The sequence below is a fragment of the Hyunsoonleella aquatilis genome (assembly GCF_014270105.1).
GTDB classification, from domain to species: domain Bacteria; phylum Bacteroidota; class Bacteroidia; order Flavobacteriales; family Flavobacteriaceae; genus Jejuia; species Jejuia aquatilis.
Genome location: NZ_JACNMF010000007.1, coordinates 67,559 through 83,339, shown reverse-complemented (window position 1 = coordinate 83,339; position 15,781 = coordinate 67,559). Strand labels below are relative to the sequence as shown.

Genomic DNA, 15,781 nt, shown 5'->3' with positions numbered 1-15,781 from the left:
TTTTTAAAATTTAATAGTTCAACTTTATTTGTAACATAAAATTCCTTCCCAAGTCATCGGCAAAATATCTTAATCTATTTAAGTATTCTCTATAGGAAGTATTCAATACATTGAACACGGTCAGTCCAATGTTCAATTTTGTTCGTTCTGATAGCGGGACGGTAATATCACTTCTAAAGTGCAACAAATGATAGGCTGGCGGAGGCGTACTGATATCCACCAAAACAATTTCTTGCGTTGTCGGATTTAAGGTTTCGAAATTGAAATCCGGATAGTCGTTTTGCTCAAACACCCATTCACTTTCCAGACTGGTATTAAAGTCTAACCATTTCTCATTACTGTATCCTAATACGTTAACAGTCCTAAAAGCAGGCATATCAATTAATGCGGTTTTCGCTTTGGTATCTCTTCCTTTAATGAAAGAGGATGTGTGATTGATTTGCCACTGCTCATTAAACTGGTAATTCCCTGAAAGATCCACACCATATAAAAGTGCATTGGTCTGCAAGTAATTCCAAACAGGGAATGCTCCTCTTATGGTCTGTTCCGTTCCAAAAGGCACAATTTGAATAAAGTCTTTAATGTGGTTGGCAAAGGCTTCAACCTTCAGGTCTAATTTCGATGTTTTCAATATGTAGGATGCACCAAACCGATTTGAGGTTTCCTGTTCCATTCGTAGATCACCCAATTCAATTCTTGCGGCAGAATGGTGCAACCCATCGCTAAATAATTCAGAAGGGTTGGGCGCACGTTGGGACAAGCCGTAATTGAACATCACAGAATTCCGGTCATCAATTTTATGTGAAATTCCAGCGGAAATGGATACGTTATGAAAATTATAAACCGGGTTGGTCAATAACTGTTGCGCATCAAAATCGATGACACCGTATTGAATTTCCCTACCAAAAACGGAGCCCAGAATAATATCATTGAACTCATTGCTGTAATTTCTTTCCAGCCACCTGGAAGTCTGATAGAATTTTTGGGCATCAATTCTATTGAAATCATAGCGCAGTCCAAAATCCACATTCGTGTTATCGCCCCATTTTAAATTTGAAATGGCGAATACCCCGATGTCATATCTGTCGTAATCAGGAATCAATCGCCTTATACCCGTATCCGGATTGGCAAAGTTGTTTTGGTACCTGGCGTGAATGCCAAAATTGTAAATGGCATTACTGTTGGCATCCAATTTTAAATCTGCCAAAATGGAGTGGGTCTTTAAATTCAAATCCACTGCGGGTTTGCCATCATCACCGCGCCTGACATCGTATTCAAAACGCTGATTGTTCTGAAAATCGTATTGCACTTGAAAACGTCCAAATTGCTTAAAACGTTTATAAAACTCTGCTTTCAAAATTTGATGTGTCACCTCTTGTCTTGGTGAATTGATGTCGTAACTGAAGTCTTCAATCACGATAGGCTGTCCACTGTTTATGGCTTCAACCAAATCATTAATGCTTCCAATATGCGCCGACCTTAAAATGCCTATTTCATTATTCAAATAACTGTAATTGACATTAAACCCTTTTTCAAAAGTCTTAAAGCCACCACTTACATTAAATCCTCTGGCTTTCAAACCGGAATTGGTCAAAACGTAATCCGGGGCTTCAAAATCCCCAAAACGCTTCATTGAGGCCTGCCCATTTATAAACCAACCTTTTTTCCATGTTTTGGTTAATGAACTTGCCACGTTATAACCCCTTCCGTTAGTTTGTCCGCTTAAAATGGTTTTACCGTAAAGTGAATCTTCAGCTATAACTGCAGTTGGCTTCAATACGACCACACCACCTATGGCATCTCCACTGTAAGCCAAAGCATTGGCTCCTTTTATAACATTTATTGTTCCGGCGGCATTCAAATCGATATTGGGCGCATGTTCGATGCCCCATTCCTGATCTTGCAATAAAACACCATTGGTAATTACAGAAATTCTACTGCTATGCAAGCCATTGATGACTGGTTTTACAATTGAATTTCCTGTGTTTATGGACGAAACACCACTAACTTGCTTTAAGGCGTCACCTAGATTTAGGGCGCTAAAACGCTCCACCGTCTCCGTATTTAATTGGGTTTCCTGAGCCGTTTTAGTCAACTTTCTTGTAGTATTCCCGGATACTTTCACCTCGTGCAATTCTTCAACGTGGTGCTCCATGTTGATTTCCTTGTAAGTATCACCATTGATATCGATTTTCACACGTTGGGTTTCACAACCCACATGGGATACGACCAATACTAGCTTGCCATTGCAGAGGTTTTTAATGGTGAATTTCCCATTTATATCCGCAGTGGTGTAGGTATTGAGCGTCTCAATATAGATGGTGGAGCCAGACATAGGCGTACCATCGTGAAAATCTTTTACTTCACCTAAAAGCGTATATGTACAATTTTGAGAATGGACCACGCTGAAAAAACAGCAGGCCAAAATCAGCAAATAGTGTTTCATTAATTTATGTTTTAGTTCAAAACCAGAGGGCTTAAACTAAAACTGGAGGACCACGCAATGAAAAAGATAATTGCCGATGATTATCTAGGAATCTGTATGTTAGAATTTGAGTTTTATGATGATGGGCAATTTGAACCCAGTCACCAAAACCCTGTGGTGCTAAAAAGTGATTGTTGATTTGGAATTTCTGGAATTCGCAATCCAAATCCACTTTGTGAATGTGCGTGTCATCACCCCCAACACAAAGCACATGCTCGTGATGCTCAAAAATATGGGCAACCTTTATAGCTGTTGGGGTAAAAAGGGTTGCTACCAGTAAAATGGTAGATAACCTAAAAACAATATGTTGCCTTAGTCCCTGCACTATTCCATAAATCGCTTAAATCCCAATCTGGACAACATTTTCTTTTCAAAGTTCCAAAAGAATTTGAACTGCCCAAACACCCAGCCGAAAAACACAAGAAGAAATTGGTACATCACAAACAGAATAAGTATTCTGATAACCCAATACCCGAAGGTGCTAAAAGTATCTGGAGTAATATTTAATGCGGAAAGAATTGGTTTCCCAATGTAGGACGCCGTAGATCCGGTAACCGCAAATACGATAAGTATTAATACAATTTGCAGGTTAGATTCTATACCCCAGCGTTCCTTTAATTTTTTCACTCTTGCAATTTACGTGCAAAAGTATTAAAATGAAATTAAATTCTCGGAACGAAGGGCCCTAATCTTTGGTTGTATTTCAATTGAAAGTAGATAAAGTAGTGGTAAAGCAAATAATTTACCTCATACCCATAATCAATATTTGGTTCATAGTTTATTTGGAGCTCATATAGTCCTGGGTTGAAGCGTTGCGGTTGTAACACACGCTGGTTCCACTCAATTACATATATCCAGTTTCGGTTTTCCATAAAGTTTTGGCCGTAATGCCCTCTTTGCCGGGCATTGGACGCCAGCCAAAAATTAAAACCAGGTTCGATTATGATTATCTCATACTCCAGCTCGTTGTTTGCAATTCTGATGGTGTCATTTTGAGCGCTTGCTAATGATTTTTCATCTTTAGTTTTGTTTTGAACTGTCTGTTTTGAGGTATTGCAACTTACAATAAATATACTGGCGAGTAGAATGAGAATAAAATGTTTCATAGGGTAAAGTTTCTAATTTATACCTCAAAAGTATGTCGACTTTAAAGTTCAATAAAGTAACAATGAGTGAATCGTTATTCTTATTTAGTCTTTGGAACAATATGATTTGTTCTCTATGTATAAAGGTACAAAAACCGTTCCCAAAAGTGGATGGCCTAATCAGTCTAACAAAAAATGCCGAATCTAAAGGATTCGGCATTAATGAAGTCTATTTAAAGCAAAAAAAATTACTTTCCAAAAAGGCCACCGAGCAAGCCGCCAAGGCCACCTTTATTTTTGGCTTGACCCAATACCATACCGGCCACATCATCAACAACACTACCGTCACCATCTGCATCCAAAATGGATTCTAAAAAACTTTGCTCTTGTTTGGCCTCGCTGCCACCGAGCAATCCACCCAATAGTCCACCTAAGTCGTTCGAAGAGCTTACGTTGTTCTGTCTTGTTTGTTTACCTAAAACCCCCATTAAAATAGGCGCAGCAACTTTAAGTATGTTTGCAACAGAGCCTGCATCCAAACCAGATTTTTCACCGATAATTTTTTCAACACCTTGGCGTCTGCCACCAAGTACATGGCCCAGTATTTTTTCACCATCGGTTTTTACTTCCTCGTTTACACCGCCACCAAAAAGGCCTCCTAAATTGTCAAGAATACTGCCGTCGTGCTTGTTGTTTAAAGCACCCATCAATCCTTCAGCGCCCTGTGGTGTGGAAGCATTGCGTTTCATTGCCTGCATTAAAACGGGCAAAGCCATCGTTAATACACTGCTTGTTTTTTGCTGGTCGTTACCAGTGGACCCAGCTACACCGCTAATGATGGTTTTTCCGAGGTCGCTGTTTAATAAATCTAAAATTCCTGACATGATTGTATGTTTTTTTAATTAAATAAGAGTTAAAATTTGGAAGCTTAATGTACAAAAAAAGTCCCAACGTTTATAGTTAGGACTCCAATTTTATTGTTAGGTCACAATTGTGGTGATGCTATCCCAAAATGCTGATGATTTGTGATGCCAACTCCGTGCCGATTCGGTCTTGTGCCTCGTTGGTAGCCGCACCTGTATGTGGTGTTAAAGACAAGGCTGAATTCATCAATAATTGAACCTCTGGTTTTGGCTCTTTTTCAAATACGTCTAAGGCTGCTCTGGCTACTTTTCCGCTTTCAATGGCTTTTACCAAAGCAACTTCGTTCACCACGCCACCACGGGCAGCATTGGCCAAAATCACACCGTCCTTCATCATGTTGAATTCTGCTTCATCGATCACGTAATCCTTTTGCGCCGGCACGTGCAGGGTGATAAAATCTGCTTGTTTTAATACGTCTTCCTTTGAAATGGTTTCGATTTTAAAAGTAACTGTTTGGCCATCAAAGAATTCCAAAGTCAAATCGGCTTTTTCCAAGAAAGGGTCAAATGCCACGACTTTCATTCCTGCACCAAGTGCAACTTTCGCTGTGGCTTGTCCGATACGTCCAAAACCTAAAACGCCCAAAGTTTTGCCTTTCAATTCGGTACCTTTCGCGTAGGCCTTTTTCAAACCTTTAAAATTGCTATCGCCTTCCAAAGGCATCTCCCGGTTGGAATTATGTAAAAAACGTGCCAATCCATATAAGTGACCGAACACCAATTCCGCAACAGAATGTGAGGAAGCGGCTGGGGTGTTAATTACATGCAACCCTTTTTCACGGGCGTATTCCACATCGATGTTATCCATACCTACACCACCACGACCAATAATTTTTAAGCCTGGGCAAGCATCGATTAAATCTTTACGAACTGTTGTAGCACTGCGCACCAATAGTACGACAATGTCCTTATCGTTGATGTAGTTAATCAATTGCTCCTGCGCCACGGTTGTAGTGCTTACTTCATATCCTGCCTTTTCAAGGGCATCAATACCGCTTTGTGAAATTCCGTCGTTTGCTAATACTTTCATTTTTTTATTCTTTGTCATTGTGAGGAAGAATGACGTGGCAATCTTGATCAATAGATGCCGCACGCTTCGTTTGCAACGACGATTATTTATTTTATTTATTTCGAGTTTGAGTGAGCTACTGCTCCCGATAGCCATCGGGACTGCAACGGCTCACTGCCTACAGATTTAAGCTTTACTCTCTAATTCGCTCATTACTTCCACCAATACCTTAACACTATCAATTGGTAAGGCATTGTACATGGATGCTCGGTAACCCCCAACACTTCTGTGACCGTTTACGGCACTGATGCCAGCTTCTTTCAGCATGGTTTCAAAAGTTTCCTTTAGGTTTTCATTTTCCAAGGTGAAAGTGGCATTCATTAAGGAGCGGTCAGACTTTGCAGCAAATCCCTTAAACAATGGGTTCAAGTCGATTTCAGAGTACATCAATCGCGCCTTCTTTTCGTTTTCTTTTTCAATTGCCGCAATACCGCCTTGCTCCTTCAGCCACTCTAGGGTCAACATAGAAGTATATACCGCAAATACTGGAGGTGTATTGAACATACTGCCCTTGTCGATGTGGACTTTATAATCCATCATGGATGGAATTTTTCGGGATACTTTTCCTAAAACATCTTCCTTCACTACCACTAAAGTCGTTCCAGCAGGGCCCATATTCTTTTGTGCTCCGGCGTAAATGATATCGAATTGGGTAAAATCCAAAGTACGCGAGAAGATATCGCTACTCATATCGCACACCATCGGAATAGGGGAATTCGGGAATTCCTTCATCTGCGTTCCGTAAATGGTATTGTTTGATGTACAGTGGAAATAATCGTAATCCTCAGGAATTTCATATCCTTTAGGAATATAATTATAGTTGGCATCCTTGGAAGAGCCCACCTCATAAATGTCGTCATAAATTTTCGCTTCCTTAATGGCTTTTGCGGCCCAAGAACCAGAATTTAAATACCCGGCTCTTTTTTCTAAAAGATTCAGTGCTACCATCAAAAATTGAGTGCTGGCACCGCCTTGCAAAAACAACGCTTTATAACCTTTGCCTTCAAGTCCAAGCAATTCCAAGGCCAACGACCTTGCGTTTTCCATGATGTCAACAAAAGCCTTGCTTCTGTGGGATATCTCGATAAGCGATAAGCCACTTTCGTCTAAATCTACAACGGCCTGCGACGCTTTTAACAATACTTCTGGGGGTAAAATACTTGGTCCTGCGCTAAAGTTATGTTTCTTCATTTTTGCTAGTAAAATTTAAAGATGCAAAGTTGCTAATTAAAAAGCGAAATTTTATTAAAAATTCAATAATTTTTTCGTCAAATCGATAATAAAAATTTAACGGAATCTTTACTATCCGCATAATCCCAAAGTTGGGGTTTTTGTGTATGCCCAAATGGGATTTCGTTTTCGGCAAAACCACTGGCAACGATGCACTGAATTTGGTCAGCATCCGCACTAAGTTTGGCTTTCAATCCGTCAATATCCTGGTAAAATTCGTAAAAAAGGGTAGCAATGGGCGAGGCGTAACTTTGGTCTTCTTTGGTGATGAAAAAGCCGTTTTCCAATATATCAAATTCGCTCATCAAATATACGGCTTTATTGTAATCATAGTTATTGGCGTATTTGGCCTTATCGATGATGGGGTGCCAATGGTAGATGCTTTCAAAAAACCGATTGAAATCATAGCCTTTTGGTACAAATAATTTAGACACATTTCTACAACCTAATCCGTAATACCTAAAAATATCTTCGGAAAGGTGTTTTAAATCGGCTTCGCTTTCATTGCCTGTCAGTACCGCAACCGAATTTCGATTATTACGTATAATGGACGGTCTGCCCTTAAAATAGTATTCAAAATAGCGCGCGGTATTGTTGCTTCCCGTCGCGATAACGGCATCAAAACCGGTGACTTTTTCCTCTGTAAAACTGATATTGCCTTTGAATCCCGGGGCAGCATATTCCAAATATTTGGACAGATAGGGGAGCAGGTGCTTATCGTTTGAAGATTGTTTTACCAGCACCCGATGGCCAGAAATCAACACCGACAAAAAGTCATGAAAGCCCACCAATGGGATGTTTCCCGCCATAATGATGGCCACCTGTTTGGGCGTAATATTGTCAATTTTGTAAGGTTCCAACCATTTGGATAAGTTTTCCAAAGTCAAAGCCTCAGCCCAAGAATTCAGAGCAAACCGAATATTCTCTTGGGTAAACCAACCGTTGTGCTCTTCGGCAAGTTTTAGCTGATGTTTAAAACCATCAAAAAACAGGTCGTTGTGTTCAAGGTTTTCCGCTTTTTGGATGTTTGCTTTAGAAAATTGCCGTATAAAATCTCCTAATTTTACAAAAGCGTTAATTCTTTCCTGTAATTGCATCCTTAATTTGCTTATGAAGGGTTTTGGCTTTATTTTTGCTTTTCTGTTGGAAAAACAGATGCAAAAATAAAAAGAAAAAACGCTATGGCAATTATAATAACAGACGAATGTATAAATTGTGGGGCCTGCGAACCGGAGTGCCCTAACACTGCAATATACGAAGGCGCAGACGATTGGCGCTATAAAGACGGAACCAGTTTGGAAGGTACTGTGGTGCTGACCGACGGCAGGGAAGTAGATGCTGAAGAGGCCCAAGAACCCGTAAGTGACGAACTGTATTACATCGTACCCGATAAGTGTACCGAATGTAAAGGATTCCACGACGAGCCACAATGTGCGGCGGTTTGCCCAGTGGATTGTTGCGTACCGGATGAGGACCATGTAGAAACCGAAGACGAACTATTAGCCAAACAACGCTTTATGCATCCCGACGGATAGTCGAGTCGAGTCGATAATCGACATTAAATAATAATGGAAACCCTGAGTGAAAGCTTGGGGTTTTTTGTTTATAAGTGCTGATAAGTCGTGTTTTATATATAATAAGAAAAGTATAGCTTAGCTTGTAGGTTTATGTTAATAAAGAACATGAATTAGTTTTACAGTTAAGAATATTTGAGTCATTAAATTATTGATGAAAAGCGTAAAATCCTTTATAAAGGCTTTAGGAGAAAATTATTATCAAGATTTTCTAATTGATCCATGTTCAGATTTGGTAGATTATGAAGAGCATTTTGTTCTTTTGAAATATAAAAACAAAAATTACTATGAAATAAGCCTTAGTGAAATAAAACTTCGGCAAGAAGAAATTTTAAATGCTTTAAAAAAACAATATGAAAATGCTCTATCACAAATTTATTTGAAGTTATCGACAGCAAAAACAAATACATTTCGACCATTTATAAAATTTAATATTGATGCAGTCAATATTAAGATTCGAACGCTTAAGGCGGATATGTTTATTGATAGTAAGAGATCCAGATATTTTTCTATTCTCATTGATAATTTTGACTCCCAAAGTTTGACTGATTTGTATACTAGGGATATTGATTCTAATGAGTATCCAGAAGATGGGGTTATGCTCAGAATTTTTGAAAAAATCAATGACAGCTCAATTTCGTGGATGAATGATTCTTCCGAAAGCTTCTATTTTACTAATTTTCATTATTTGAGATTTCAAGTTTTAAGCTGGTTGCCTTTTGCTCTGTTGCATATAGCAAATCAATTCGTTCTAGACTTATTAAGAATTGAAAAGTATATGAATGAGACATTTAAGGTTCATATGTTATCGAAAAAAATTAAATGGTTAGGAAAGAGACTCATATTGGTTATGTTCTAAGTGCGCTAGCTCAAGAAGGTTATATCGAGCCTCCAAGATTGAAGAGTGGAGAAATAAATTATACTGCATTTGCTAAGCAAATTAAGGATTTATTTGAGGTAGATGTAGCTGAAGGTACTTTGCGGAAATACCTCAATCCAGAGGATGATAAATTTGAAGAGAACCAGAGAACTTTTAAAAAACAAAATTTTCATTTGCCAAATGTAAAACTGGTCAACTAATCCGTTCCGGAACGCATTGGAACGGCCAAGAAAAAGAAATGGATGTTATTTTGTGAGTAATACATCTATATTATGGAAAGACAATCATTTAACTTAATTGCGTTGCTCATCTTTTTTTTAGTAATTCTTGTTTTATTCTGGATTATGCCATCAAAAAAGTCGGATATTGTTGTCAAAAGAATAGTAGTCCTTTTTAGTGCCTTTCCAATTTCTAAGATATTTATTGCCTTAATAGATAAAATGGAGGGCAGGAAAAAATAGTTGAATTTTGTTTGTTCAAAATAATATGGTTGTTCCCTCTGGCTCCCCTGCTCCCGCTAGTTTTCAACTAGTGGCCATAAGGTAAGGTAAAGAGTAAAAAGGAAAAGAAAGCTTTTACAGTAATGTAGAGGCTTTTATTTTTAACGAAACCACTAGCTACAAGCTAGCGGTAGCGTATCGTGGTTTTTGTTGTATTGGTTACTATTGGTTACTGTTGTTCCGCCCGCTCCCGCTAGTTTTCAACTAGTGGCCAATAGAGTAATATAAAGAGTAAAAAGAAGAAAAGTAAAGCTTTTACAGTAATGTAGAGGCTTTTATTTTTAACGAAACCACTAGCTACAAGCTAGCGGTAGCGTATCACGGTTTTTGTTAAATTGGCACTATGAGCAGAAACTATAAATTCGCCATAGCGCCGGTACATTAATATCATTGGGTACGAACAGAATTGTGATGACCAAACAAGCTACACTTGGACCAATTGACCCAAGTGTGAATGGGCCGCTTAACCCTGCAATTCCAGGAACAAATAATCCAAACGCCAGAGTACCAGTCAGTGTTGAATTTGTAGATTCTTATTTGCAGATGGCGCAAAGTGAATTAGGAATTACTGACCAGAGAGGGTTGTCTGACATATTAATTGATCTTACTAAACATATTCACCCTTTAACCTTGGGACAAGTTTATAAATCAAAGGCACAAATTAAAATGTTGGCAAAAAAGCTACTCGCTAATCATGAAATTGAACCTGAACACGAAGATGCCGTCATTAAATTCTTGTGCTCAGAATCGGGTTCACACGATTATACAATGCATCGAAAAGAAGCAAAAGAGCTTGGACTTAAAATTGAAAAGCCTAATATGGATTTGTATAATTGCATAAAATCAATCTATGATGATATTGAAAAGGAGTTAGAATTAAGAACACCTTTTGAGCCAAATGTCATGTTAGGAAATCAAAATCAAGTAACTTATCAATTGAGAAGAGCACTAATAGAAAGCCTAGAATATGGGTGTGACGTATTTGTAAGTGAAGGAATTTTAAACAGACAAGTTATACAGCAACCAAATCAACAACAGCAAACAATGATTCAAGACAATAGAACGTTTGAAGGTTGGAGAAAGGAAAAAATAAATTAATTTTGTACTTTTGCAAATAATGAATACAGGGAAAAAAATACAGGATATACTAGTTCATCAGCAATATTTGATTCTACTGCGATTGAAAGTCCATTTTATGAAACTTCTTCAATTAGAGGGACTTTGATAGAAGAAATGAAAAATAATTTTTTAATAGTTGATGAGCCAATTTATGTTGAAGAGAAGTCAATTGATAAACAAATGAAATAAAGGAATAAACACTTTGTGCCTTACTAGAATAAATGACGGTTTCGGTTCTTGTATCGAAATCGTTTTTTTTTAATCTTGCGGCTGTTTAAAGTGTTAGCCCCTGCTCCCGCTAGTTTTCAACTAGTGGCCATAAGGTAAGGTAAAGAGTAAAAAGGAAAAGAAAGCTTTTACAGTAATGTAGAGGCTTTTATTTTTAACGAAACCACTAGCTACAAGCTAGCGGTAGCGTATCGTGGTTTTTGTTGTATTGGTTACTATTGGTTACTGTTGTTCCGCCCGCTCCCGCTAGTTTTCAACTAGTGGCCAATAGAGTAATATAAAGCGTAAAAAGAAGAAAAGTAAAGCTTTTACAGTAATGCAGAGGCTTTTATTTTTAACGAAACCACTAGCTGCAAGCTAGCGGCAGCGTATCGTGGTTTTTTTTTATTTTGGTTACCGCTAGTTTTTAACTAGTGGCCATAAGAGTAAGGTAAAGAGTAAAAAAAGAAAAGTAAAGCTTTTACGGTAATGTAGAGACTTTTGTTTTTAACGAACCACTAGCTACAAGCTAGCGGTAGCATATTATGGTTTTTGTTATATTGGCTCTATGAGCAGAAACTATAAATTCCACAACAAGGACGGCCTATACTTTGTAAGCTTTGCCACTGTAAATTGGATTGATGTATTTACAAGGCAGGTCTATTTTGATGTGCTGGCGGATAGCGTAAACTATTGCAGAGCAGAAAAGGGTATGGAATTGTACTGTTATTGTTTTATGCCAAGCCATGTGCATTTTATATTCCGTTCGGCTAATAGCCAGCCATCAGATTTATTGAGGGATTTTAAGCGATACACGGCTAAAAAAGTAATTGAAGCCATTGCAAACAATCCACAAGAAAGCAGAAAAGAGTGGATGTTATGGATGTTTGAAAGAGCAGGTAAAAAGAACGCAACCACTAGCAAATACCAATTCTGGCAACAACACAATAAACCTATCGAGTTATGGAGCGAAAAGGTAATTAAACAGAAAATAGATTATATACACAATAATCCAGTGGTGAGTGGTTTTGTAACGAATGCCGTGGATTGGAAGTACTCAAGTGCTAGAAACTTCCGGGAAGACCATACCGTTTTAGAGATAGACGATACGGGATTTTTGGTATAGGATAAACATAATCCGTTCTATTAAATTGAGCTTCTTTTGTTTTAGAGGCGTATTTAAAAATGTTTTCTGGTGTATAAAAACAAAAGGCCGGAGTTTAAAACAATTTTAAGCCCCAGCTTCTTTCGATATAAAATATCTAATGGATTAACGACGTAACGACGGCATTTCTTCTACAATTTTTTGGTCAAAATCTTCGGTTATTGCCTTGCTTTTGGGTGATGCACTCGATGCCACTGCATCTCCATTGGATGTGTAATATTTATACTCTCCAAAGGCGTCCAAAGAGGGCATTTCTCTCATAATATTTTTGTAGTAATCCGTAAGGTTTTTTTGGTTATCACCTGCACTTTCACGAAAAGTGGAAGCTTCACTTTTTAATACAGTATATTTATGTTCGCCAAACGCATCCAGTGATGGCATTTCCTTTAGAATTTTCACATAAAACTCAGGCTGATCTGCGCTGATTTCACTTTGGGCAGTAATGGAGTTAGTACCTAAAAACAGTACTGCAATTACGAATAATTTAATTATCTCTTTCATTTTTTTTAAAATTTTAATTTTTCACATTTAAAATTACGAAATTTTGATTTATGATTTTTTAAAAATACATTAATGTTTTTTATGAATACTATAATTGGATGTTATGGTTTTGAGGTGCTTTCAGAAGGATTGCTGTTTTCTAAAAACTATGAGTAATGAACTGCTTTGTCCTATACACGTCCCATACATATCCGAAACCCTTCGTATAATTGTCCTATAAATTGTATTTTAAGGTTTTAAATCAAATTCTATGAAGCCGATATCACACCGCAACCGATTCCGCTATTTATGTAGTTTCATGATATTCACATTTTGTTTAGTATCCTCAGTTCTTGCTCAAAATGAAACTGTGGATGCCATGGTGTCCAAAATCAGAACCGAAGTAGATTCCAACTATATTTACAGCTATGAAAAAACAAAGTTTGTACCGCCCGCAGGTAAAACCTTGTTGGTGATGGGGCAAACAGAGGAGCGTATCAAAGAATATAAACGTAAGTTTCCCAATCAACCCAATCCCGGAGGCTGGTCGGCCTATTGGGCCATTACCGAGTTTGTTGGCGTTACAAAAAAACATACCAACAGCACTGGCACCAGCCAAAACCATCAAATGTTGGTCAATACATTTCCAAACTCGGCATTGCACAGTGCCATGTGGATGGTGGGTAAATGGAATGTGACTGAAAACACTATATTAGGCATTTACGATTCTGTCATCAAACGCTACGCCAATTGGGTTAAATCGATAAACCGGCCGGTATATCTTCGTATTGGCTATGAGTTTGACGGCCCGCATAATGTTTTAGAACCCAAGGACTATGTTAAAGCCTATCGGCATATTGTGGATATGTTGCGTGCCGAAGGGGTGGACAATATTGCCTATGTGTGGCATTCCTATGCAGCGGTACCCTACAAAAATTATCCGCTGTCCGACTGGTACCCGGGGGACGATTATGTGGACTGGGTGGGCATTTCCATTTTTGGTCATGCCTATTCCAAAACAGGACTCAACAAAGAAGGCGAAGCCGTTTTGGATTTTGCCAAAGTGCATAAAAAACCTGTGATGATTGCCGAGTCTAACCCCATTTTTGGTATCGAAGCAGACAACCCAAAAGTTTGGGACGACTGGTTTGTCAACTACTTTTCACTGGTTTATGAAAAAAATATCAAGGCCATCTGCTTTATTAATGAGGATTGGACTTTGGTTAATATAGAAGGACTGTCCAAATGGAAAGACGCAAAGCTTTACAATAACGAGCTGGTTTCCAAAGCATGGTTTAAGGAAACGGACAAGGATAAATATTTAAAGGCATCTTCCAAGCTTTTTGAGCAATTGGGGTATGAGTGAAATGCAAAGATTTAATATTTTATTACTTCCATGAACTTTCTAAAGCCCATGCGCAAGGTTCTGGGGTTCTTTGCCAAATTGATTTGAATTTCTATTAGTCCTCACTGGCATCAAAAGTCTTCATTTCCAAAGTGGGCTCTAAAATATCTCCATCCCCCCAAATGGTCTCTTCAAAAGAAGACAAGAGCGTATAAGGTACCGTGTCGTCCTGTTTTATGAGTTTAAACCCTTCAAGCGTCAACTTTTCGTTTGCCGTAAATAGAAGCTCTTCTTTGTTCAGGTTTTGGCCTTCAATTTTAAAGTTGATGTTCGTTTTATTTCTGGCTCTGCTGTTTTCAATAAATTTCAAATCTCTATTCACATAAAAATACGCCCCGGTGGTTTGCTTTAAGTACTTGGGATGGTATTTGCCGTTTTGGTTTTTTTCAAATAGTAAGGTGCCTTCGTCAACGTTAGCTATAAATTTAACGCCCAGTACCAGTTTTAGGTTCACTTTTTGTCCGTGCCTGTTTTTGTAATATCCATAGTCCACTCTTGTGATAGCGTAATCGGCTTCGCTGATGTACAGTTTGCCCCCGTACTTTGATTTTCCCCTTCGGGGTTCAAAGTCGATCAAATAAAAGAGCTTGCCGTCTTTTAAGGCAGAACCATCATAGGCGTAATCATATAATTTGGGGTTGATTATGTTGGACAAAAAGGATTCTTCAAAAAATTGGGCCTTTCTGAGCAGGTTCCGTGATTCGTTATTCAAATAAGGCATATTATACACCTGCTTTTCAAAATCCTTAAACTGCTCGTCGGTAAGGGAAAGCGTGTCTTCAATCTTAAAAAGCCCAGATTTCAATTTATAAGTGATGGTAGTGTCCAAGTATTTAAGTACAATATTTTGAGTCTTCTTCTGAACGTCGTCTATCGAAAAATTGTTTTTAGAGTCAAGCAATTTTGTGGCTTTGCTGACTTTTATTTTGCTACTGTCCGGATTCAAATTGAAAAATTCACCTTTAAAATCCTTAAAGTGCACCATGTCGCTCGCAATAATTTCCGAAGCCATTTTTTCCAAAGAGGCGTTGGCATCGTTGATATTTTTTTTCTTGACGTGCGATGCCTTTTCTATTTCAAACCCTAAATTCCTAAAATCAACCCGGTCAGTATTCCTATGGAAAATACTGTAGGCATTGAGTTCGTTATCGTAATTTTCCGAAATTTTGGAGCGTACTTTTTCAATGATGGCATCGGCATTGGGCCTTTTGTTGGTGATTAAAACTTCGTTTAATTGGTTCACAGCATCCTTCAGCGCAATGGTGAAATTCAGTTTCTTGATTTCCGAAATACTTAGGGTTTTGCTTTCAAATCCCATACAAGTAATTTCAATGGTTTTGGAGTCGTCGGTTTGGGCATGTATGGTGAAATAGCCCTCATCGTTGGAAATTACTCCGCTATATTTACCTGTTTTAATATTTGCATAGGGGATGGGTTTGCCATTGCTTTTCGCAACGAGTTTAGCCGTTAGGTTTTGGGAAAAACCAAGGCAGAAGAAAGCAAAAAAACTGAGAAGAGCTAAAATTTGTTTCATCAAGACATTTTTATGTAAACATAACGATTAATGCTGGATTTTGTTACAAAAATTAATTCTGAAATTAACTACATTTGCAATCGCAAAAATCAAAGTCTTGGTTCTTGAGTCTTTAATCTAATTTC

General features: G+C 38.1%; 15 protein-coding genes. 6 read left to right on the top strand and 9 right to left on the bottom strand.

Annotation, left to right across the window (positions count from 1 at the left end):
* Positions 1–10 precede the first annotated feature (10 nt).
* From H7U19_RS16420 to H7U19_RS16390, 7 genes are all read right to left on the bottom strand, one after another.
* On the bottom strand, positions 11–2,446 hold the full coding sequence (locus H7U19_RS16420) for a TonB-dependent receptor (protein ID WP_186563971.1): 2,436 nt from the start codon (positions 2,444–2,446) through the stop codon (positions 11–13).
* A 363-nt stretch (positions 2,447–2,809) separates the two neighbouring features.
* Positions 2,810–3,112, bottom strand: coding sequence for a DUF6787 family protein (locus tag H7U19_RS16415; RefSeq protein WP_186563970.1), 303 nt, complete (start codon positions 3,110–3,112; stop codon positions 2,810–2,812).
* Between the two features lie 35 nt (positions 3,113–3,147).
* Entirely contained in the window at positions 3,148–3,591 is a 444-nt protein-coding gene (locus H7U19_RS16410; RefSeq protein ID WP_186563969.1) for a DUF6146 family protein, read from the bottom strand.
* A gap of 227 nt (positions 3,592–3,818) precedes the next feature.
* On the bottom strand, positions 3,819–4,454 hold the full coding sequence (locus H7U19_RS16405) for a DUF937 domain-containing protein (protein ID WP_186563968.1): 636 nt from the start codon (positions 4,452–4,454) through the stop codon (positions 3,819–3,821).
* A gap of 118 nt (positions 4,455–4,572) precedes the next feature.
* Positions 4,573–5,523 (bottom strand): D-2-hydroxyacid dehydrogenase, encoded by a 951-nt coding sequence (locus H7U19_RS16400; RefSeq protein WP_186563967.1) that lies wholly within the window; start codon positions 5,521–5,523, stop codon positions 4,573–4,575.
* Positions 5,524–5,688: 165 nt separating this feature from the next.
* Complete coding sequence (gene serC, locus H7U19_RS16395; RefSeq protein WP_186563966.1) at positions 5,689–6,753, bottom strand: 3-phosphoserine/phosphohydroxythreonine transaminase; 1,065 nt, start codon at positions 6,751–6,753, stop codon at positions 5,689–5,691.
* Positions 6,754–6,830: 77 nt separating this feature from the next.
* Entirely contained in the window at positions 6,831–7,889 is a 1,059-nt protein-coding gene (locus H7U19_RS16390; RefSeq protein ID WP_186563965.1) for an aldehyde dehydrogenase family protein, read from the bottom strand.
* 84 nt (positions 7,890–7,973) lie between these two features.
* Here H7U19_RS16390 and H7U19_RS16385 point away from each other — a divergent pair, with 84 nt between their 5' ends.
* The 5 genes from H7U19_RS16385 (at position 7,974) to H7U19_RS16365 (ending at position 12,198) form a co-directional block, all read left to right on the top strand.
* On the top strand, positions 7,974–8,327 hold the full coding sequence (locus H7U19_RS16385) for a 4Fe-4S dicluster domain-containing protein (protein ID WP_186563964.1): 354 nt from the start codon (positions 7,974–7,976) through the stop codon (positions 8,325–8,327).
* 193 nt (positions 8,328–8,520) lie between these two features.
* The gene (locus tag H7U19_RS16380; RefSeq protein ID WP_186563963.1) at positions 8,521–9,225 is read left to right on the top strand and encodes a hypothetical protein; all 705 of its coding nucleotides are present in this window, start codon (positions 8,521–8,523) and stop codon (positions 9,223–9,225) included.
* Complete coding sequence (locus tag H7U19_RS16375) at positions 9,189–9,446, top strand: hypothetical protein (RefSeq protein ID WP_186563962.1); 258 nt, start codon at positions 9,189–9,191, stop codon at positions 9,444–9,446. Before H7U19_RS16380 ends, H7U19_RS16375 begins: the two co-directional genes overlap by 37 nt.
* 711 nt (positions 9,447–10,157) lie before the next feature.
* Positions 10,158–10,844, top strand: a complete 687-nt coding sequence (locus H7U19_RS16370; protein ID WP_186563961.1) for a hypothetical protein — start codon at positions 10,158–10,160, stop codon at positions 10,842–10,844.
* A gap of 796 nt (positions 10,845–11,640) precedes the next feature.
* Entirely contained in the window at positions 11,641–12,198 is a 558-nt protein-coding gene (locus tag H7U19_RS16365; protein ID WP_186563960.1) for an REP-associated tyrosine transposase, read from the top strand.
* Positions 12,199–12,342: 144 nt separating this feature from the next.
* On the opposite strand, the gene H7U19_RS16360 is transcribed toward H7U19_RS16365, so the two are convergent.
* Entirely contained in the window at positions 12,343–12,738 is a 396-nt protein-coding gene (locus H7U19_RS16360; RefSeq protein WP_186563959.1) for a hypothetical protein, read from the bottom strand.
* A gap of 250 nt (positions 12,739–12,988) precedes the next feature.
* Between H7U19_RS16360 and H7U19_RS16355 the strand changes: the two genes are divergently transcribed.
* A complete protein-coding gene (locus H7U19_RS16355; RefSeq protein ID WP_186563958.1) occupies positions 12,989–14,083 on the top strand; it encodes a glycoside hydrolase family 26 protein in 1,095 nt (364 codons plus the stop codon).
* 94 nt (positions 14,084–14,177) lie between these two features.
* Here H7U19_RS16355 and H7U19_RS16350 read toward each other — a convergent pair whose 3' ends face one another.
* Complete coding sequence (locus H7U19_RS16350) at positions 14,178–15,656, bottom strand: carboxypeptidase-like regulatory domain-containing protein (protein WP_186563957.1); 1,479 nt, start codon at positions 15,654–15,656, stop codon at positions 14,178–14,180.
* Between the last annotated feature and the right edge of the window lie 125 nt (positions 15,657–15,781).